Source organism: Methylocella sp. (assembly GCA_037200525.1).
In the GTDB taxonomy this organism is placed as follows: Bacteria; Pseudomonadota; Alphaproteobacteria; order Rhizobiales; family Beijerinckiaceae; genus Methylocapsa.
The window spans coordinates 4765023-4783880 of sequence record JBBCGG010000001.1; the positions used below are offsets into that span (position 1 = coordinate 4765023).

Consider the following 18858-nt stretch of genomic DNA (forward strand, 5'->3'; position numbering starts at 1 on the left):
GCGACCTCGGCCTTAAAATCGGAAGACCTCGCCGATCAAGCACGCTCGATGAGCGTTTTCATATTGTGCAAATGACCGTCAAACTAATGGCTCGGCTTAGCGCCGAGCTTATTTTTGAGTAATGGCGCGGAAGTAGGCGCACGACTCGCATTATGGCGTTGGGATAGGCTGCATTTGAACTACTTCTGTGGGCCACGAAGCTAGCCACTGGAGCGGTTCTCGATTCAACAGGCTTTTCAATTTCGCCATTGGTGATCGTTCTCCGATTCTGCTCCACCTTCTCGAGGTAAAAAGCCAATATCAGGGACAGAACGCCGCTACCGATCCAAATCCGATCTAACCACGGAATCGGGTCGTCCCGCTGCGAGCATAAAACAAAGAGCCATAGCGCCGTGCCCACGCTAAGTACGTAAAGGAATACTGATGCAGTTCTCAGGATTGTGAGCAGAATTTTCAATTCGTACCCCCAAACTTCGTCAAAGTCAGAGCTCAAGACTGCGGTGACTTCGTTGAAAATTGTGGTTTGTTCGGGGCATAAAGTCACAAACGGGCATTCGACACCACAAATCGAATTCGCTCCATTTGAACTACAGAGCAGTTTGCGAAAGCACGATAAATTGTTTTGGCGCGAATTCGTTCTTATGGTTATCAGAGTTTCGCTCAACTCGGAGTCGGTGGACGGCTTGGTAACTATGCTATTGTTGTGAATGTATGGATGATGTAGATCAAATTTGGATGATCGGCCTTGGTATATTGGCGGTGGTGGCTGTTGGGCTGGCTATTCTCTCTAGTCTTTATGACGCGCAGTCGAAGTAGCCTGATATTTTGTTCTGTCGGCAACCAGGCCATGTTGTAGACGATCCATCATAAAGTGGCGAAAGTTGACCGCTTGAATTCGATGCAAAGGGGGCACGCTCGGGAAGCCGGGCGTTTCGTCATCCCTTGGATCCAGATTCAAATGCTGGCCCCGTCGCGTCTTCGATGGCCGGTGGGGGATAGGGTCTCGTTTGGGAGGCGCGGTGGCGACCTGCCTCCCCTTTCGGTGTGATGCGTTGGCATCTCAGAGATGGCGCAATTTCGCCCGTTTTCTGAATCTCCTACTCAAATCGCTTGGTAATGCCGCCAAAAATCGGAGGGTGTTTATGGACCTGAGCCAGGGCGGCGCGAAATACGGAGACGTCACCGGTCAAGTGCTATCGTCATCCAGGCGCGAGTGGTCCGGTCTCTACGCCGAGTCGAACGTACACGTCGATTGCCACCTTTCGCCTTTCGTCCAGCAGACAACGGAGGTCGTCCTCGCAGTCCGAGCCAGTGGCATCGTCACATGCTGCGTCGACGGCCTCGTGCAGAAAGCGAACGTCATAACCTGAACTTTTCTTCCCACGCTAATTTCACCAGGGCCTTCCGCCGCATCGTCGGCCAGACTCCCTCTCAGTTTCGTCGAAGCGGCCTCGCCTGATCGCTGCTCAAAATTAGCGCCGGCCGCCCGTCCTTCCGAGGTCGCAATACTCTCGCAGTAAGTGTGCGGCGGCCATCTAAATCGCATTTGCCAGGCCTGTTGCTGCCGCGAGCTCGTCCTGCACCTCGATAATCTCGCGCGCGGACGCAGGAGCAGCATTCACCTCCTCCGATTTTCGCTCGGCAATATCTCTCGGAGCCGCAGCGACTTCCCGCCACCAAGGCCATTGCGGCAGTCGAGTTCATGCTGGAGTGCGGAGCGTCTGCAAATGCCAAATTGGCGCTTGCAACGGGCTGGCGTGAGGTTGAGGACGGGTACTGTGACGGCCCTCCTTATGCTCGCGCAGAACCGCGTCGACGTCTTTCAAAATGATGGACCGATAGCCTTTGGTCGCCTAGGCGAACCGCTATTTCTGCGATGTGAAAGGTCGTAACCTCGCATGGGGAGTTATGGCGTCTGCGTCCTTCCGAACTAACTTATCGCCGACATAAATGCTCAATCGACCTAGGTGTTTGGTCCCGGCATTTGATGGATTGGATCGAGTTTGAATCGTTCTGGTTCGATTGTCCATCTTTTGCAGATGAACTCGTAGGGCGTGAGGCCTTTTAGGGTCTTCAGTCGCCGGCCGAAATTGTAGGCGCTGACGAAGTCGTCGAGATGCCTGCTGAGCTGATCATGTGGTAGCGTTTGACAGTCGCGCCCTTGATAGTTCGGTTCATCCGTTCGACCTGACCGTTCGTCCACGGATGGTTGATCTTGGTGAAGCGGTGCTCGATGCCGTTCTCGCGGCAGCGCATGGTGAACATGTGCGTCATGTAGCGAGCGGTCGGGCCGTCGGCGTATCGTGGGGCGTAACGGAACTGGATGCCGTTGTCGGTCAGGATCGTGTGGATCTTGTACGGCGCGGCTGCGATCAGGGCGACCAGGAAGGCTGAAGCCGTGACCCGGTTCGCGCTCTTCACCAGTTGCACGAAGGCGAATTTGCTTGTCCGATCAATGGCGACGAACAAATAGAGTTTCCCCTCGGCGGTCTGAACCTCGGCGATGTCAATGTGGAAGAAGCCGATCGGATAGGACTTGAACCTCTTCTTTGGCTCCTTGTCGCCCTCGATATCCGGCAGCCGCCCGATCCCATGCCGCTGCAGACACCGGTGCAGCGACGAGCGAGTCAGGCGGGGGATGGTGGCCTGCAGCGCATAAAGGCAATCGTCGAGAGGAAGCAACGTATGCTTTCGGAAAGCGACGATGATCGCCTCCTCCTCAATCGAGAGGACCGTCGACTTTGGTTCTTTCGGACCGGTCCGCAGATCGGCCGCCGAGGTCCGCTTCCTCCATTTGGCGACGGTCTTCTGGTTGATCCCGTAGCGCTTGGCCAGGGCCCTCAGGCTTTCTTCACTATGCTGTATCGCTCGACGCACCGCCGCTGTCGTGGTGGCGCTCCCGTGCAAAATCTGGCCCATAGCGCATCCTTCCATTTCGAGGAAAATAATGCACCATCAAAGCCCGGGATCAAACAACTAGATGCGTGAACGGGGAGCCCATGAAAGCCGGTTGGAATCGTCACCGCATCGTGAGTTTGCTGGCCAACGCATTGGCTTCAGCTTCAACTACTGCCTGGACCGCAGAGATCGTGACGCCTGAGAACTACGTGAGGGCAGATGTAAAGGGCGTTATTATACGGCGCAAATCCTCGATGAATGGGGAGAGGTGATCACCGCGAATGGCGAAGTCATCGCCGTAATTCCCGATAACGGTTGTGCCGATCCAATTGTTACCCCAGCAACCCTGTATTCGGCTTCATTCCGCTCAGGATCCGACCGAAGAGTTCCATGGTTGTGCTTGTTGACAGACCGCCATGCAGGCTGGCCACGCGCACGTCGCGCCACAAACGATTCATCGGGCTGCTTGAGTTAGCGAAGGAAGCTCCGGATGCGCCGGCCAACAGATCCACGGCTTCCCAGAGCAAACGACTGGCGAAGCCCGCATCGCGCCAGATCCTCGCGCGCTTTTCGAGCGTCAAACGCGTGCCGCTGCTGGCGCTCGCGTCGAGTTCGCGGACCGATCGCCGGAGCATCGATTCTGCCGCGTCGATCTTGGAAGATGCCTCTCCCAGCTGAAGATGAGTAACTGCAGCTTCGTCCTGCCGCCCGTAAAATGTATACGGGATGCCGCGACGCGGCGCCTTCTCGACAAACAGTTCAAGCGCGGCTTGCGCCATGCCGAGAATGGGGAACACAAGATTGGTCGCGAAGGACGGGAGCAGCGCCAATTCATATAGCGGCTCGCCGCGAAGACGAGAAGCTGGGTAGTCCTCTCGTAGCGCCTTGCTGAGCAATGCGATCCGCTCGTTTGGAACGAATACATCCTTTACCGAGACGCTAGTGCTCCCGCTGCCCCCGAGGCCGATAGTATCCCAATCACGTAGCAGCTTGACCTGCGATATTGGGGATCAATGCCGACCCACGGTCGACGACCTGCCCCGAGTCGTCGAAAATGGGAATGCCAAGGATATCCCAATCAACATGTTCCACGCCGCTGTTGAAACTCCAAAACCCCTCATCGATTATTACGCCGCCATCCACTCGCTTCGTCTTCACCTCACGGGGCAGAAGCACGCTCGCCGTACGGAACCTTCCGCCTGAGGCAAAAACCTCATCGACGACCTGCTGCGAATAAAGCGCCGCAGCCATCCACGTGCCGGACGAGAGCAGGGCCAGCGTCCAGGCGGCCGAGCCGTCGCCGCGCGCAACTTGGACCACTGCGTCCATCCGAGTCTCGAGCGAGCACTGGAGGCCTCCATACATTTTCGGCGCCGCCATGTCGAATAGGCGCGCGTTTTCTAGGTCCGTAACCGTGCTGTCAGGGAGCCTCGCGAGCCTTTCCGTTTCCGCGCCGCGCGAGCGCAGCGATGGGATTAAGGCGATGGCGGCAGCCACGACATCATTGTCTGCGGACTGCCCGATCGCCGTATCTTTGCCGCTAGTCATGAAGGCTCCATAAATAATTGATCGCGCCGCGATTCGACCAAAGACATCCGCAGGCTAATGTGCGGATCCTGAGCATTGGAATGTCCCAATCGCATCGGGGCGGCAGCGTGAGTACGGCCGGTTACGCTTTTATTGCAAACGATGATGCAAAACGGCTTTCTAATTACAAACGTAATGGCGGGGTCTCCGTGTAACTCGCCGTCAGGACATAATGCGTTCGGAACCTCCCAATGACGATTGCCGCGAGGCGGTTGAGAGCGGCGGAGGGCTGGAGTGAGACTGAGGAAGCTTGAGATGGCTCAGCTGGTCATCGGTTTTTCGGATGATGATCATGGGAACATCCGATTTCCAAAATGAACGACAGAATGCTATTTGGTGAGCGTTTAGGTCTCGCTTGAACGCTCGATAGATTGTGGCGCTACACTTCAGCCGCGCAGGCGACAGATGGGATTCAGGACATGCATGACGAGAACAGGAAGTCCGCCAGGATCCTAGTCATCGAGGACGACAGCGCCTTGCGGCACATGGTCCTGACCTATCTTGAAGAGCACGACATGCAGGTCGTTTCGGCCACCAGCCGCCAAGAGATGGCTCGCCAATTTGCTGCGGAGATCGGGCCAGACCTGGTAATCCTCGATCTGCGGCTAGGACAAGAGGATGGGCTCGAGCTATTGCGCGAGATTCGGTCGCGCTCCGATATTCCTGTGATCATCGTCACCGGCAATCGTCGCGATGAAATCGACCGGGTGGTCGGACTTGAACTCGGCGCAGACGATTATGTCACTAAGCCGTTCGGGCTCCGGGAGCTCTTGGCGCGCATTCGCGCGGTGTTGCGCCGGCAAGAAACGAGACACAGCACGCCTCAACGGAATCGAGCGAGACTACGATCTCACTTCGGCGGCTGGGAACTCGACCGACGCGCGCGACGCCTGGCCGATCCCGATGGGGCCGATGTTGCGCTGACGAAAGCGGAATATTCGCTACTGACAGCGTTTCTCGATGCGCCCCAGCGCCCGCTCAGCCGCGAACACCTTTTGCAGGCGACTCGCAGACATGAAGATATCTGCGATCGCAGCATCGATGTGCAAATCCTGCGGTTGCGGCGCAAGCTTGAAACCGATCCGGCCGCGCCACGCGTCATTCAGACCGAGCGGGGCGTCGGCTATCTTTTTACTCAGCCGGTCGAGCACATCTGACCGATCAGACAATAAAAGGGCAGCCTATTCCGTTGGATTTGTTGGATAGGCAACGCCGAACGACAGCCTCAATGATTGTTGAGCATGGCATTGTTGATGAGCCACTCCGCGCCTCGATTCCAGGAATAATCGGCGCCGATGCGAAGGTCGCTTTGCCGCGCGAGGGCGATGGCTCCGGTACGAGCGTCCCGGATCTCGAATCGCACCACGTATTCCGTCCGGCTGATCCGCGTCACCACACCGACAAAGGATTGATCGGCGCCGAGCTTTAGCGCGATGGCGGCTTCGCAGCCGTTGCATTGGCGCAGCGAGCGCTGTTTCGCGGCATCGTCCTCGGCGCTCGAGACGTCGACAAGAGTATAGCGCCCGGATTGCGCGATGAGCCGGCGCGCTTCGCTCGTGGCTCGATCCAATTGCGCAAGGTCAGCTGAGTTATCGCCCGCAAGCCCGGCGCCGGCGCTGAAATCGTCGAGTTCGAAATCGAACACCGCGATTTTAATCGGGGACGGATCGGCGCTTGCGCCGACTGGCGTGGGACCAACGCCCCACCACAACAAGGCGGCGCCGTAAGCGGCAAGCAGCCGGAGGCGGCACGAGAAAAAACGGCGTTGCATAGCTGGCTCCTGTTTTGCACCTTCGATGAGAAGCGCGGTCGCCCATTACGAGGGGGGCAGCGCGGCAATTTCGTCCGAGATAAAAGCTTCGGCCCGCCGCCAGGCTTCATCGGTGTCGCCGCGAAAGGTGAACAGCTTGTCGAGCACGATCCGTCCCGTTCTGACGTCGATCGCCTCAACCTTCGCCCATTGCACCAGCGTGCTCATCTTGTGGATGCCGCCGATAAGCAGAATGCCGGCTCCAGCTTCGCGGGCCGCGGCCAAGATAGCGCTGACCGTTGAGCCGGCGAGCGAGCACGGATCGGGCTGGCATACCGGCGTGACGAGCTGGAATTTGCCGCCCTCTCCGAGTCCGTCCTTGAGGGCGCGCGTAAAGACGTTGAGCCGCGTTTCATGCTCCCTTCGCTGATCGCGCTCCTCACCCGAAGTGTCGATATAGTCGAAGTCGATCACCGCGATGGCGGCGCCTCGCGCCTTTTCACCGCCGTCCTCGGCGTTGACGCAAGAAGGCGCCAACGACAGGCACGCCGTAAGCATCGAAAGAGTGAAGCGCCGCATGTCGCAAACCCCGTTGTTTCGCCGCCATCCTGCACGGATCGCCGGGCTTGCGGAAAGCGGACGCGCCCCGATAGTGGCCGGGCAAATTGCCCGATCTTGCGGCGGGCGCTTCCAAGAGGCCGGGTCTGCCTCTAGGCTGGGCGTCGAGCGCCCCATTGAGCGCAACGCTCTTTTGCAAAGTGTTCGCCTATGCCAGCGTCCAGGCTTGATCTGAAACTTCGGCTCGCGCTGCGCATCACGGCTTTGGCGGCGTTCTGTTTTGCCGCCGCCGCGGCTTACGTTCTTTTCGAGACGGACCGCTCCGCGCGGGCGCGGGCCGATCGGATCGCGGAGGCGGTCGCCAAAGACCTCGAGCTGCAACAGGGCCAGATTCACTGGGTTAAGGATGCTCCCTACCGATTCCCCGATTTACAAAGGGTCGCGCCGGCGCTCATGGCTCCCGGCGTCTGCATCTCCTACCGCGAGCGGAATGGCGAAATTCTTCAGCGCTTGTGCAGCGGCGCCGAGCCCGACGACGCCGACGCGCCGCAGCTCTTCGCTGACCTTTATCAACGCCTGTTCGGCATTGGCCGCGAGTCGGCGCGTCCCGTGATCTATGGCGATGAGACGCATGGGGAGGCTGTGGCGTCGATCGATCGTCAAAGCCTCATCGGACAAAGCTGGCGCGAGACGAGCCGCCTTGTCGCCATCATGGCCGGCGCTTTGCTTGGCCTTTGCGTCTTGATATATGCAGCGCTCGCAGACGCCTTGCGGCCGACGCGGGCGATCCGCGCCGGTCTTGAGCGTCTTGCCGCCGGCGACCTCTCGGCGCGTCTGCCGCCCTTCGACCTTGCCGAGCTTTCGGCAGTGGGCAAGGTATTCAATCATCTTGCCGCTAACCTTGAGACGACGCTCGCCGAGCGCAAGGCGCTGATGCAACGGCTGATAGCTGTCCAGGATGAGGAACGGCAACATCTCGCGCGAGAGTTGCATGACGAATTCGGGCAATGCCTCGCCGCAATCAGCGCGGTCGCAGCCTCCGCTGGCCAGACTGCGCGGCAGGAATGTCCGGCCCTCGTGTCCGAGTGCCGCAGCATCGCTCGGACGGCCGCCCGTATGATGGACGTGCTGCGCAGCGCGCTTTTGAGGCTGCGTCCGCCGGACGTCGATGAGCTTGGCCTCGCTGCAAGCCTTGAAGGGCTTGTTGCGGGATGGAACAGCCGCGGCGGCCGAACGCGCTTTTCAATCGAGCTGTCCGGCAAATTCGACAAGCTGCCGCCGGATTTCGCGGCAAGTCTTTACAGGGTCGCACAAGAGGCCATAACCAATGCGGCGAAACATGCGCAGGCGTCGCGGGTCGCTCTTCGTCTTCGCATGCAAGAAGCCGCTGCCCCGGATCAGCGCGCGTGCATAGAACTCGAGGTCGATGACGATGGCAAAGCCGGAGCCGATTTGACTGTCAAATCCGGCATGGGACTGCTCGGCATGCGCGAGCGCATTGCTGCGCTTGGCGGCAGATTGAGCATTGAGGCCTCGCGCCCGAGCGGTCTTGTACTCCTCGCGCAAATTCCGGTTCCGCCAGCGCCGACGCATCCCTGCGAGACGAGGAATGCGGCATGACGGACGGCGCCACCATTATGCTCGTCGACGATCATGCGATTGTGCGTGAAGGATATCGCTCGCTGTTGCAGAAACAGCCGCGACTGAAGGTTGTCGCCGAGGCGAGCGATGGCGCCGAGGCCTACCGTCTGTTCAAGGAGACGAGGCCGGACCTCGTCATCATGGATCTCACCATGCCAGGTTTTGGCGGCGTTGAAGCCATAAGGCGCATTCGCCAATGGGAGTCCACCGCTCGCATTCTCGTCTTCACCATGCATCAGAACGCTGCTTACGCCGTGCAGGCGATCCGGGCCGGGGCGAAGGGCTATGTCACGAAAAGCAGCCCGCCGGAAGCGCTCGTGCGCGCGGCGTTCGACGTGCTGCAAGGAAGGATCGCGCTCAGCGCCGACATTGATCATGAGCTTGCGTTGAGTCGCGTCGCCGACACTCCGACGGCGACGGACGTGCTCACGCCGCGCGAATTCGAGATTTTGCGCATGCTGCTTGCGGAGAGAACGACAGAGGACATCGCCGACATTCTTCACCTCAGCCCGAAGACGGTCGCGAATACGCGCTACCTTATCAAAAGTAAGCTCGGCGTCGCTTCCGACATTGAGCTCGTGCTTGTCGCGCTCCGGCAAGGAATTTTGGGCAAGGACCCTGACATGGATGCGAGCCATCCCCTGGCGTGAATTTATCACGCTCATATGCGCCAAACCTAGATCGACCCTCGCGACGCTGATGGAAGACGGAAACCCGCAACTGGCCACCAGCGATAATCTTTCTGCCACCGCTAGTAGGCTCCGCCTCGGCCCTTACGCGCCGCCCGGTAATGGCTGGGAGAAAATCCACAGTGTTGATGGAAACTCTTCGAAAACGCAGCCGTCGTCTCATAGCTAACCCGAGTGGCGATCCGCGCTATTGCGTGATCGCTCGACTCGAGCATGAGCGCGGCCTTCTCCATCCGCCGTGCGACCAGGTACCGATGCATAGTTTCGCCGACAAACCTCGTAAATCGAGCCGAGAAGGCCGACCGGCCTGAGAACTCGCTACCGCCGAGCCCCTTAGCCGTCGCGGTGGCTCGCCTACATAATTGCGGCTAACCCGTAGCTCGGAACTCTTAGGCTGCGGGAGCGGAAATGCTGTCGCGCTCTTCGCGCGGTGCTTACCCTGCTTGCGCTGCCTATGCTTGAGGCGCCGCCGGCCGAGGTCATGCCAAAGAGATCGCCGCTCGAATCCTCAGATCAAGCTGGCGACGGGCGAGGTGCCGTTTCCGCCCTTGAAGCTGAACAGCACCGTCTCGGTGCAGGCCGTCTTCCCCACCGCGGAGGGTATCAACTTGAACGCCACCCCCAATGAACCGGGGCGCCGCTCCAAGTTGTGCCATATTTATACTTCTTGAGCGTCATCCTAAAAGCGTGATCTAGGCTCAGGACCTATTAAATTTGCCTGAGATGTGATTCCTGGTCTCCGCATGGGGAGGCTGGGATGAGTGATTTGTTTTTGTTGGGCGAGCGGCAGATGGCGCGGCTTGCGCCGCATTTTCCTCTGTCGCATGGCGTTCCGCGGGTTGACGACCGTCGGGTGGTCAGCGGAATCGTCTATGTGATCCGCAACGGCCTGCAATGGAAAGATGCGCCCAAGGATTACGGGCCGCACAAGACGCTTTACAATCGCTTCATCCGCTGGAGCCGGCTCGGCGTCTTCGACCGCATATTCGCCGCGCTCGCTGGCGAAGGTCCAAAGCCCGAGCGCATCATGATCGACGCCACGCATCTGAAGGCGCATCGCACAGCGGCGAGCCTGCTCAAAAAGGGGCTCTTCCCCGCCGTATCGGGCGCACGAAAGGCGGACTGAACTCGAAGCTCCACGTCGTTTGCGACGGCGCCGGCAAGCCCCTCGTCATGTTGCTCTCGGAGGGCCAGATGAGCGACCACAAGGGCGCGCGGCTGATGCTCAAGGCTTTACCGCCCGCTTCAATGTTGATCGCCGACAGGGGCTACGACAGCAACTGGTTCCGCGCCGCGCTGAAGGCCAGGGGCGTCGAGCCCTGCATCCCGCCAACCAGAAGCCGCAAGCTTCCCATTGCCTATGACAAGACGCTCTACCGCCAGCGTCACAAAATCGAGAACATGTTCGCCAAGCTCAAGGACTGGCGGCGCATCGCAACCCGCTATGATCGATGCGCCCACACCTTCTTCTCCGCCATCTGCATCGCAGCCGCCGTCCTCTTCTATCTCAATCAATGAGTCCTGAGCCTAGTTGATATGGTATATAAAACTATTCAATAGAAATTTCGTTGTATATTCGCCTGTAATCATTTTTAGCGCGATCAATAGGCCGTCCTAGAGGTGGGTGCGTGAAATATTTGCTTTGAAACAATTTGGGCGCGTCTGAGGGTCGAGATAGCGCGAGGCTCTAAGCGTCCGGCGCGATTCTCATTCGCGCAGAGAAGGTCACCGGCGCAAAACTCGCCGGGCGAAGCGAACTGGATGCCTTGCTCGATCCCGCGGCGACGTTCTCACGGTCATGCGCGTCGATCATCTGGCGCGATCTACCTGGTGACCTCGCGACGTACGGGGTCGACTATCCCCCCCATGAAAATGTGCTGTATAGACGCCGGGAGCTCATGGCCCGGACCTGAAGCGCTCTTGCGGCAGGTATCTTCCGGCCGCCGAGGGCCATCATTGATTTTGCGTCGAGGCGCATATCCGCCGCCAGACGCCAGGAGTATTTGCAGTGACTAATTCGTCTGACTACGCGCCGCCGAAGGTGTGGACCTGGGATAAGGAAAACGGCGGGAAATTCGCTAACATCAACCGGCCGATCGCCGGGCCGACGCATGAGAAGGAGCTGCCGGTTGGTCGTCATCCGTTACAGCTCTATTCTCTGGCGACGCCCAACGGCCAGAAAGTCACCATTCTGCTGGAGGAGTTGCTCGCCCTGGGCCATAGCGGCGCGGAGTACGACGCCTGGCTGATCAAAATCGGCGACGGCGAGCAGTTCGGCAGCGGCTTCGTGGGCCTGAATCCGAACTCAAAGATTCCCGCGCTTCAGGATCGCAGCGGCCCAAAGCCGATCCGAGTTTTCGAGTCGGGCGCGATTCTGCTCTACCTGGCCGAGAAGTTTGGGGCTTTTTTGCCGAGCGAGGCCGGCGCGCGCGCCGAATGCCTATCATGGCTGTTTTGGCAGATGGGAAGCGCCCCTTATCTGGGCGGAGGCTTTGGCCATTTCTATGCCTACGCTCCAACAAAGATCGAATATGCGATCGATCGTTTTGCGATGGAAACGAAGCGTCTTCTCGACGTGCTCGACAAAAGGCTCGCGGACAACAAATACGTGGCGGGCGGCGAGTACACGATCGCAGACATGGCGATCTGGCCCTGGTGCGGCGGCTTGGCGAAGGGGTGGCTCTACGGCGCGGCTGAGTTTCTCTCTGTGCAGGACTACAAAAACGTCGTGCGCTGGACCGACATGATCGGCGAACGTCCAGCGGTCAAGCGCGGGCGGATGGTCAACCGCGTGTCCGGCGAACCCTCCAGCCAATTGCTCGAGCGTCACGACGCCAGCGACTTCGAAATGAGGACGCAAGACAAGCTGACCGCCCAGCGTTAGGCTCTCTTAAGGTGGGACGGGGGAGATTCAGCTGAAACGCTGAAAGAACATCTCCACCGTCCACTCCACCCGCGCCTTGATTTCCTCCGCGGTCGGTTGGGAGCGGATCCGCAGCAATAGGCCCATCAGAAAATCTCCGGCCGCGGTGAAGAACAGCATGCTGGCCGACTCGTCGGGGTCATCGATCTTCAACAATCCGAGAGCAGCCTGGGCGGCAAGCCATCGCTCCAACGCGCCTTTGCCGCGCCCGAGGCCCTGTCGGTCCAAAGCCGCGACGATTTCCTCCGAGAGCGATGTCTCGGCGATCAGCAGCCGCGTCATTAACAGCTGTCGTTCGGTCAACGCGAAACTGACCAGTCGGGATAAGACGTCGGTCAGCACATCCTGCGGCGAGCGGCCGTCCGATTCGACAGGCATGGTGTAAGGGGCGAACCAGTCGGTCAGCAGCGCGTCGAAAAGCTCTGATTTCCCCGAAAACACTTGGTAGACGGTCTTTTTCGACATGCCGGCGCAGCGCGCGACGTCGTCCATCGTCGTGGCGTGATAACCTTTGTGCAGGAACAGCTCACCCGCCGCTTCGACAAGCTTTGCTCGACGTTCGTCCTCGAGCATCTGGCGGGGTCGGCCGACGCCGGCGCATTTGGTCTGCAAATCGGTCGGTATCAAGTGAGGGTCTTCCCGCAGCGCGCCGGCCAATCCGACGATGCCATAACAAAAGCATGAACGGCGAGGGATTGACAAACCGTTCAGTTTCCAGCAATTGGGAACCGGCCGGTTTCTTAATTCTTGACGCGCCATCCAGCCATCGCGTCCATCTCAGCGAGCCTCCCGCGGCTCGTTCGCCGTGGCGAGAATAGATTGAAATATACCATGAATATTCGTCGGACTTCGATGCGGCTCAGCTTCGTCGCCGCAATGGTTATGAGCCTGGGTTTGGCTGGCTGCAACGACGAGCAAAAGCAGGCCGGTCCGTCAGGGCCCTCGCCCAAGCAGTCTGTGGACGTCGTCACCTTGCATGCTCAGCCGGTGTCGTTGATCACGGATCTGCCGGGGCGCACCTCGCCTTACCGAACGGCGGAGGTCAGGCCGCAGGTCAGCGGCGTCATTCTCAAACGGCTATTCGTCGAAGGCGACTTGGTGCAGGCCGGTCAACAGCTTTATCAGATCGACCCGGCTCCATATGAGGCCAGCCTCGCCAGCGCGCAGGCCTCGCTTTTGCACGCGCAGGCCTCGGTGAGGACGGCGCAATTGACTGTCGACCGCTACCGGCCGCTGGCCGCCGAGAAAGCGGTCAGTCGACAGGACCTCGATAATGCGATCGGGACGCTGCAGCAGTACGAAGCGGACGTCGCATCGGCTGAGGCCGCGATCAAGACCGCCGAGATCAATTTGGCCTATACGAAGGTGCTGTCGCCGATCACGGGGCGCACCAGCCGCTCCGCAGTCACGGAGGGAGCGCTCGTCACCGCCAACCAAACCAGCACGCTGGTGACCGTGACTCAGCTCAACCCAATCTACGTGGACGCGACCCAGCCGACCACAACCATCTTGCGGCTCCGGCGGGAATTGGCCAGCGGGCAGATCAAAAGCGCGGGCGAAGGCAAGGCGCCGGTCAAACTGCTGTTGGAGGATGGCTCCAGCTATGAGCGCCCGGGTGTCTTGCAGTTCAGCGAAGTCACCGTCGATCAAGGGACCGGGGCCGTCACCGTGCGCGCGATTTTTCCGAATGACGATGACCTGCTGCTGCCCGGCATGTTTGTCCGCGCGCAACTACAGGAAGGAATCCGGCAAAGCGGAATCCTGGCCCCGCAGCAAGGCGTGACGCACAACCAGAAAGGGGAGCCTACCGCGCTCGTCGTCGACCCTGACGGCAAGGTGCAAATCCGCGTCCTGACGACCGATCGCGCGATTGGCGATGCATGGCTGGTCACTGATGGCCTTAACGACGGCGATCGGCTGATTGTGAGGGGCGTGCAGATGGTGCGCCCAGGCACGCAGGTAAGCGCCAATGAGATAAAACTCGCAGGCGACAGCGCGGGGCTGACGCAGGTCGCCGCTGGCGCGAAGCCGCTCGCGCAGTAAGGCGCTTATTCATGTCCCGTTTCTTCATCGATCACCCGGTCTTCGCTTGGGTTTTGGCCATCGTCTTGATGCTGGCCGGCGCGGTCGCGGTCGGCTCGTTGCCGGTCGCGCAGTATCCAAGCATCGCGCCGCCGGCTGTTTCGATCACCGTCACCTATCCCGGCGCGTCTGCCGAGACTGTGCAAAGCACGGTCGTACAGGTGATCGAACAACAGCTCAGCGGCCTCGACCATCTGCTGTACTTCTCGTCTGAGAGCGACAAGGACGGCAGCATGACCATCACTCTCAGCTTCGATCAGGGCACAAATCCGGACATCGCCCAGGTGCAGGTGCAGAACAAGCTGCAGCTGGCGCAGCCGCGTTTGCCGCAAGCAGTGCAACAGCAAGGCATTCAAGTCGCGAAGGCCACCCAAAACTTCCTGGTCGTGGTCGGCTTCGTGTCCACTGACGGGTCCATGAGTTCAGCCGACCTTGGCGACTTCATCGCCTCCTCGGTGCAAGACCCGGTCAGCCGCACCTCCGGCGTCGGCGACTATCTGCTTTTCGGCTCGCAATACGCCATGCGCGTCTGGCTCGACTCCGCGAAGCTCGACAATTTTGGCCTGACGCCGGGCGACGTCAGCACCGCCATCCAAGCGCAGAACGTCCAGGTCGCGGCCGGCGAACTTGGCGGATTGCCCGCCGCCGAGAACCAACAGCTAAACGCGACCATCATAGGGCCGTCTTATCTCCAGACGCCGCAGCAATTTGGCGAGATTCTGTTGCGTGTGGAGCCGACCGGCGCGAAAGTGCTCCTGCGCGACGTCGCGCGGATCGAGCTGGCTGCCGAAAGCTATTCTCTCGACACCAAGTACAACGGCCATCCGGCCTCCGCCCTGGCGGTGAAGCTCGCCAGCGGGGCCAACGCGCTGGATACGGTGAAGGCGGTGCACGCGACGATCGACCAGTTGCGGCCGAACTTCCCGCCGGGCGTCGAGGCGATTTACCCATACGATACGACGCCGTTCGTGCGGCTTTCGATTGAGGGCGTCGTCGAGACGCTCTTAGTCGCCATCGTGCTTGTGTTTCTGATCATGTATTTGTTCCTGCAGAATTTGCGGGCGACGTTGATCCCGACCATCGCAGTGCCCGTCGTGTTGCTGGGAACTTGCGCCATCCTCTCGCTGGCGGGGTACTCGATCAACAGCCTCACAATGTTCGGCATGGTTCTCGCCATCGGACTGCTGGTCGACGACGCGATCGTCGTGGTCGAGAATGTCGAGCGCGTGATGGTGGAGGACGACCTCGCCCCCAAAGAAGCCACCCGCAAATCGATGGACGAGATATCCGGCGCTTTGGTCGGCATCGCGCTGGTGCTGACGGCGGTGTTCCTGCCGATGTCGCTCTTCGGGGGCTCGGCCGGCGTGATTTACCGGCAGTTCTCCATTACCATCGTCTCGTCCATGGTGCTGTCGGTGCTGGTGGCGCTGATTTTCACGCCCGCGCTGTGCGCGACGATCCTGAAACGCCCGAAGAAGGGCGGCAAACGCGGCTTCTTCGGCTGGTTCAATCGCAATTTCGATCGCGGCAATCGCAGGTATATCGGCGGCGTAAAATGGGCGATCCGACACCCTGTCTTTTCGCTGCTGGCGTTCGCCGCCATCACGGCGACGCTGGTCGTCGTGTTCCTCAGAGTTCCCAGCGGATTCCTGCCGGATGAAGACCAGGGCGTGATGTTCGCGCAGGTCGCCGCGCCGCCCGGCGCCACCAGCGTGCGCACGCAGCAAGTGCTGGACGATGTCTCGGATTATCTGCGCACGGATGAAGCAAATGACGTTCAGGGCGTCTTCGAGGTCAATGGGTTCAGCTTCGGCGGACGCGGTCAGAACGCCGGCCTCATCTTCGTTAAGCTGAAGGACTGGAAAGATCGACCAGGCGACCAGAATAAGGTGCAGGCGATCGCCCGGCGAGCGATGGCGCGGTTTAGTCAGATCAAAGACGCGATGGTGTTCGCCTTCGCCCCGCCGGCGGTGTTGGAGCTCGGCAATGCGACCGGCTTCGACTTCGAGCTGTTGGACCGCGCCAATTTCGGTCATGACAGGCTAATGGCGGCTCGGAACGAGATGCTGGCGGCCGCCGCCAAGGATAAGCGGCTGGCGGCGGTGCGGGCGAACGGCATCAACGACGAACCGCAATATACCATCGTCATCGACCGGGAGAAGGCGAACGCGCTGAGTCTCAGCATCGCCGACATCAACACTACGCTCTCGGCGGCTTGGGGATCGGCCTTCGTCAATGACTTCGTCGATCGCGGCAGGGTGAAGCGCGTCTATATGCAGGGCGATAGCGACTCGCGCATGCTGCCTAACCAGCTCGACAGCTGGTATGTGCGCAACAGCCTCGGCCAGATGGTCAAATTCTCGTCCTTCGCCACCGGGCGTTGGACCTATGGCTCGCCGAAGTTGGAGCGCTATAATGGCACGCCGTCGGTCGAAATTCTAGGTTCGCCGGCGCCTGGACTGAGCAGCGGCGACGCGATCGCCGCAATGAAGGAAATCGCCGGCGCGCTTCCGGCCGGATTCGGCTACTCTTGGACCGGATTGTCCTATCAGGAGGAGAAATCCGGATCGCAGACCGGACTGCTTTATACCGGATCGCTGATCGTCGTGTTCCTCTGCCTCGCCGCGCTTTACGAAAGTTGGTCGATCCCGGTGGCGGTGGTGCTGGTGGCCCCGCTTGGCGTCGTGGGGGCCGTGCTCGCCACCTATTTCCGCGGATTGAATAACGACGTGTATTTCCAGGTTGGTCTGTTAACGACCATCGGGCTGGCCGCCAAGAACGCGATCCTGATCGTCGAATTCGCCAAGGCGAATTTCGAGGCGGGGAAAGGGCTGGCGGAGGCGGCGGTGATCGCGGCGCAGGAGCGGCTGCGGCCAATCCTGATGACGTCGATGGCTTTTATCCTCGGCGTGACGCCGCTTGCGATCTCCACTGGCGCCGGCTCTGGCGGCCAGAACGCGATAGGCACCGGGGTGGTTGGCGGCATGCTGTCCGCCACAATTTTTGCGATCTTCCTGGTCCCTGTGTTCTTCGTCCTCATCCTGCGCCTGTTCAAGGTGAAACGCCTGAACCATGAGGAAAATGCGCAGATGCACGAACGCCAACCGGCGGTCAGGGTATGACGCGAATGAGGCGCGCCTTCACTTTCTCCGCCTGCGCCGCCGCTCTGCTCGGCGGCTGCTCGCTGGTCCCCGACTATTCGCGGCCGGATCTGCCTGTGGCGTCAAATTATCCCTCGGGCGCCGCCTATAAGGGCGCGAAGCAGGCGGAGGACTCAGCCGACTCCATCGGCTGGCGTGAGTTCTTTGCCGATAGGAGATTGCAAACCCTGATTTATGTGGCTCTGCGCAACAACCGCGATTTGCGGGTCGCCGTGCTGAACGTGGCGGCGGCGCAGGCGCAATTTCGGGTGCAGCGCTCCGAGTTGTTTCCGCAAATCAGCGCGAGCGCCATCGCCGAGTTGGGGTCCTTGCCGGCGAATGCGGCGATCCCGGAGAGCCCTGCTGGAATTGCATCCGGGACGCCTGGGGCGACGGCCAGCCCGGCCAGCACCATCAATACCGGCAACCAGCACGTATCCTATCAATTTTATAATCCCGGGATTGGCTTTGCCTCTTACGAGTTGGACGTATTCGGCCGTCTACGCAGTTTGACGAGCGAGGCGTTTGAGCAATATCTCGGCTATGAGGAAACGGCGCGCAGCGCGCAGATCAGCCTGGTGGCCGAGGTCGCCAGCGGCTATCTGGCGGTGCTCGCCGACCGCGACCTGTTGAAGATCACCCAGGATACGCTAGTGAGCGAGACGGCCAGCTACGAGCTGACCAACGCGATGTTCAAACGCGGCGCGACGACGCTGCTCAGCCTGCGGCAAGCGGAGACCGCAGTTGATACCGCCCGCACCAATCTGGCGCTTTATACGCGGCAAGAGGCGCAGGATGAGAATGCGCTGGTTCTGCTATTGGGCGAGCCGATGCCGGCGGATCTGCCGCCAGGCAAAGGCCTTAATGGGCAGGGGCTGCTGAGCGACCTGCCGGCCGGATTGCCGTCCGACCTTTTGTTCCGCCGCCCGGACATCGTGGCTGCGGAACACGACCTCATCGCCGCCAACGCCAATATCGGCGCGGCCCGCGCCGCCTTCTTCCCCAGCATCTCGCTCACCGGAAGCGGCGGCGTCGCAGGCACTCAGCTCAGCCGATTATTCACCAAAAGCGCCCTGACCTGGAGCTTCGAACCGCAGATCACCCTACCCATTTTCACGGGCGGCCAGAACGAGGCCAATTTGGACCTTGCCCACGTGCAGAAGAACATTCAGGTCGCTCAATACGAGAAAGCGATTCAGACGGCCTTCCGCGAAGTGTCCGACGCACTGGCCGCACGCACAACCTATGTCGACCAGGTGAAGGCGCAGCGGCAATTGGTGAATGCCGCCGCGGACAGCCTTCGTCTATCGACGCACCGGTTCCGCGCGGGGGTGGACGACTATCTGCCGGTGCTGCAAGCGCAGGAAACGTTATATTCCGCGCAACAGACGCTGCTGGGTTTGAATCAGGCTCGGCTCGTCAATTTGGTGACATTGTACAAAGCGCTCGGCGGCTGGCATGAGCATGCCGCAGCGCCGGCGACTACGGCGCAGCCCTTGTAGCCAGTTAGCCGAGACCGACAAGCAATCCATCGCGCCGGGATCATCTCGTTGGATCATCTCGCTGAGCAAAAAAGACGGCCGCGTTAGC

Annotated in this window: 15 protein-coding genes and 3 pseudogenes; 11 read left to right on the top strand and 7 right to left on the bottom strand. The window is 60.2% G+C overall.

What is annotated here, in order from left to right; genetic code table 11:
* Nucleotides 1-1142: 1142 nt before the first annotated feature.
* Together WDN46_23525 and WDN46_23530 are read left to right on the top strand one after the other, a co-directional pair.
* On the top strand, nt 1143-1370 hold the full coding sequence (locus tag WDN46_23525) for a hypothetical protein (protein MEJ0096264.1): 228 nt from the start codon (nt 1143-1145) through the stop codon (nt 1368-1370).
* On the top strand, nt 1325-1459 hold the full coding sequence (locus WDN46_23530) for an AraC family transcriptional regulator (GenBank protein ID MEJ0096265.1): 135 nt from the start codon (nt 1325-1327) through the stop codon (nt 1457-1459). The genes WDN46_23525 and WDN46_23530 overlap by 46 nt, the downstream gene beginning before the upstream one ends.
* 504 nt (nt 1460-1963) lie before the next feature.
* Here the strand turns inward: WDN46_23530 and WDN46_23535 are convergent.
* The 3 genes and pseudogenes from WDN46_23535 to WDN46_23545 all read right to left on the bottom strand — a co-directional run bounded on the left by WDN46_23535 (nt 1964) and on the right by WDN46_23545 (nt 4446).
* Nucleotides 1964-2919 (bottom strand): annotated as a pseudogene (locus tag WDN46_23535) (IS481 family transposase).
* Nucleotides 2920-3230: 311 nt separating this feature from the next.
* Nucleotides 3231-3695, bottom strand: a complete 465-nt coding sequence (locus WDN46_23540) for an acyl-CoA dehydrogenase family protein (GenBank protein ID MEJ0096266.1) — start codon at nt 3693-3695, stop codon at nt 3231-3233.
* A gap of 181 nt (nt 3696-3876) precedes the next feature.
* The gene (locus tag WDN46_23545; GenBank protein ID MEJ0096267.1) at nt 3877-4446 is read right to left on the bottom strand and encodes a hypothetical protein; all 570 of its coding nucleotides are present in this window, start codon (nt 4444-4446) and stop codon (nt 3877-3879) included.
* 458 nt (nt 4447-4904) lie between these two features.
* Here WDN46_23545 and WDN46_23550 point away from each other — a divergent pair, with 458 nt between their 5' ends.
* Nucleotides 4905-5642, top strand: a complete 738-nt coding sequence (locus WDN46_23550) for a response regulator (GenBank protein MEJ0096268.1) — start codon at nt 4905-4907, stop codon at nt 5640-5642.
* A gap of 68 nt (nt 5643-5710) precedes the next feature.
* On the opposite strand, the gene WDN46_23555 is transcribed toward WDN46_23550, so the two are convergent.
* Both WDN46_23555 and WDN46_23560 read right to left on the bottom strand, forming a co-directional pair.
* Entirely contained in the window at nt 5711-6256 is a 546-nt protein-coding gene (locus WDN46_23555) for a DUF3280 domain-containing protein (GenBank protein MEJ0096269.1), read from the bottom strand.
* Nucleotides 6257-6301: 45 nt separating this feature from the next.
* A complete protein-coding gene (locus tag WDN46_23560) occupies nt 6302-6793 on the bottom strand; it encodes a DUF2380 domain-containing protein (GenBank protein ID MEJ0096270.1) in 492 nt (163 codons plus the stop codon).
* A gap of 210 nt (nt 6794-7003) precedes the next feature.
* Here WDN46_23560 and WDN46_23565 point away from each other — a divergent pair, with 210 nt between their 5' ends.
* Nucleotides 7004-8413 carry a histidine kinase gene (locus tag WDN46_23565; protein ID MEJ0096271.1) on the top strand — a complete coding sequence of 470 codons (1410 nt, stop codon included), beginning with the start codon at nt 7004-7006 and terminating at the stop codon, nt 8411-8413.
* A complete protein-coding gene (locus WDN46_23570) occupies nt 8410-9084 on the top strand; it encodes a response regulator transcription factor (protein MEJ0096272.1) in 675 nt (224 codons plus the stop codon). Before WDN46_23565 ends, WDN46_23570 begins: the two co-directional genes overlap by 4 nt.
* Before the next feature lie 101 nt (nt 9085-9185).
* On the opposite strand, the pseudogene WDN46_23575 reads toward WDN46_23570, so the two are convergent.
* Nucleotides 9186-9431: pseudogene (locus WDN46_23575) on the bottom strand (helix-turn-helix domain-containing protein).
* 482 nt (nt 9432-9913) lie between these two features.
* Between WDN46_23575 and WDN46_23580 the strand changes: the two are divergent.
* From WDN46_23580 to yghU, 3 genes and pseudogenes are all read left to right on the top strand, one after another.
* A pseudogene (locus WDN46_23580) lies at nt 9914-10051 on the top strand (transposase).
* On the top strand, nt 10018-10641 hold the full coding sequence (locus tag WDN46_23585; GenBank protein MEJ0096273.1) for an IS5 family transposase: 624 nt from the start codon (nt 10018-10020) through the stop codon (nt 10639-10641). Before WDN46_23580 ends, WDN46_23585 begins: the two are co-directional and overlap by 34 nt.
* 490 nt (nt 10642-11131) lie before the next feature.
* A complete protein-coding gene (gene yghU, locus WDN46_23590; protein MEJ0096274.1) occupies nt 11132-12007 on the top strand; it encodes a glutathione-dependent disulfide-bond oxidoreductase in 876 nt (291 codons plus the stop codon).
* Between the two features lie 27 nt (nt 12008-12034).
* On the opposite strand, the gene WDN46_23595 is transcribed toward yghU, so the two are convergent.
* On the bottom strand, nt 12035-12619 hold the full coding sequence (locus WDN46_23595; GenBank protein MEJ0096275.1) for a TetR/AcrR family transcriptional regulator: 585 nt from the start codon (nt 12617-12619) through the stop codon (nt 12035-12037).
* 258 nt (nt 12620-12877) lie between these two features.
* Here WDN46_23595 and WDN46_23600 point away from each other — a divergent pair, with 258 nt between their 5' ends.
* The 3 genes from WDN46_23600 to WDN46_23610 are packed head-to-tail and all read left to right on the top strand — an operon-like array spanning nt 12878 to nt 18770.
* Nucleotides 12878-14089: an efflux RND transporter periplasmic adaptor subunit gene (locus WDN46_23600; protein ID MEJ0096276.1), complete on the top strand. Its 1212-nt coding sequence runs from the start codon at nt 12878-12880 to the stop codon at nt 14087-14089.
* A gap of 11 nt (nt 14090-14100) precedes the next feature.
* On the top strand, nt 14101-17250 hold the full coding sequence (locus WDN46_23605) for an efflux RND transporter permease subunit (GenBank protein ID MEJ0096277.1): 3150 nt from the start codon (nt 14101-14103) through the stop codon (nt 17248-17250).
* The gene (locus WDN46_23610; GenBank protein ID MEJ0096278.1) at nt 17247-18770 is read left to right on the top strand and encodes an efflux transporter outer membrane subunit; all 1524 of its coding nucleotides are present in this window, start codon (nt 17247-17249) and stop codon (nt 18768-18770) included. The genes WDN46_23605 and WDN46_23610 overlap by 4 nt, the downstream gene beginning before the upstream one ends.
* The last annotated feature ends 88 nt before the right edge of the window (nt 18771-18858 follow it).

What these genes read in the sequence shown, in the direction of transcription:
- WDN46_23550 (MEJ0096268.1), top strand. Translation starts at nt 4,905, where the DNA reads ATGCATGACGAGAACAGGAAGTCCGCCAGGATCCTAGTCATCGAGGAC.
- WDN46_23545 (MEJ0096267.1), bottom strand. Translation starts at nt 4,446, where the DNA reads ATGACTAGCGGCAAAGATACGGCGATCGGGCAGTCCGCAGACAATGAT.
- WDN46_23565 (MEJ0096271.1), top strand. Translation starts at nt 7,004, where the DNA reads ATGCCAGCGTCCAGGCTTGATCTGAAACTTCGGCTCGCGCTGCGCATC.
- WDN46_23560 (MEJ0096270.1), bottom strand. Translation starts at nt 6,793, where the DNA reads ATGCTTACGGCGTGCCTGTCGTTGGCGCCTTCTTGCGTCAACGCCGAG.
- WDN46_23570 (MEJ0096272.1), top strand. Translation starts at nt 8,410, where the DNA reads ATGACGGACGGCGCCACCATTATGCTCGTCGACGATCATGCGATTGTG.
- WDN46_23605 (MEJ0096277.1), top strand. Translation starts at nt 14,101, where the DNA reads ATGTCCCGTTTCTTCATCGATCACCCGGTCTTCGCTTGGGTTTTGGCC.
- WDN46_23595 (MEJ0096275.1), bottom strand. Translation starts at nt 12,619, where the DNA reads ATGCTCGAGGACGAACGTCGAGCAAAGCTTGTCGAAGCGGCGGGTGAG.
- WDN46_23600 (MEJ0096276.1), top strand. Translation starts at nt 12,878, where the DNA reads ATGAATATTCGTCGGACTTCGATGCGGCTCAGCTTCGTCGCCGCAATG.
- WDN46_23610 (MEJ0096278.1), top strand. Translation starts at nt 17,247, where the DNA reads ATGACGCGAATGAGGCGCGCCTTCACTTTCTCCGCCTGCGCCGCCGCT.
- WDN46_23525 (MEJ0096264.1), top strand. Translation starts at nt 1,143, where the DNA reads ATGGACCTGAGCCAGGGCGGCGCGAAATACGGAGACGTCACCGGTCAA.
- WDN46_23530 (MEJ0096265.1), top strand. Translation starts at nt 1,325, where the DNA reads ATGCTGCGTCGACGGCCTCGTGCAGAAAGCGAACGTCATAACCTGAAC.
- WDN46_23585 (MEJ0096273.1), top strand. Translation starts at nt 10,018, where the DNA reads ATGGAAAGATGCGCCCAAGGATTACGGGCCGCACAAGACGCTTTACAA.
- WDN46_23555 (MEJ0096269.1), bottom strand. Translation starts at nt 6,256, where the DNA reads ATGCAACGCCGTTTTTTCTCGTGCCGCCTCCGGCTGCTTGCCGCTTAC.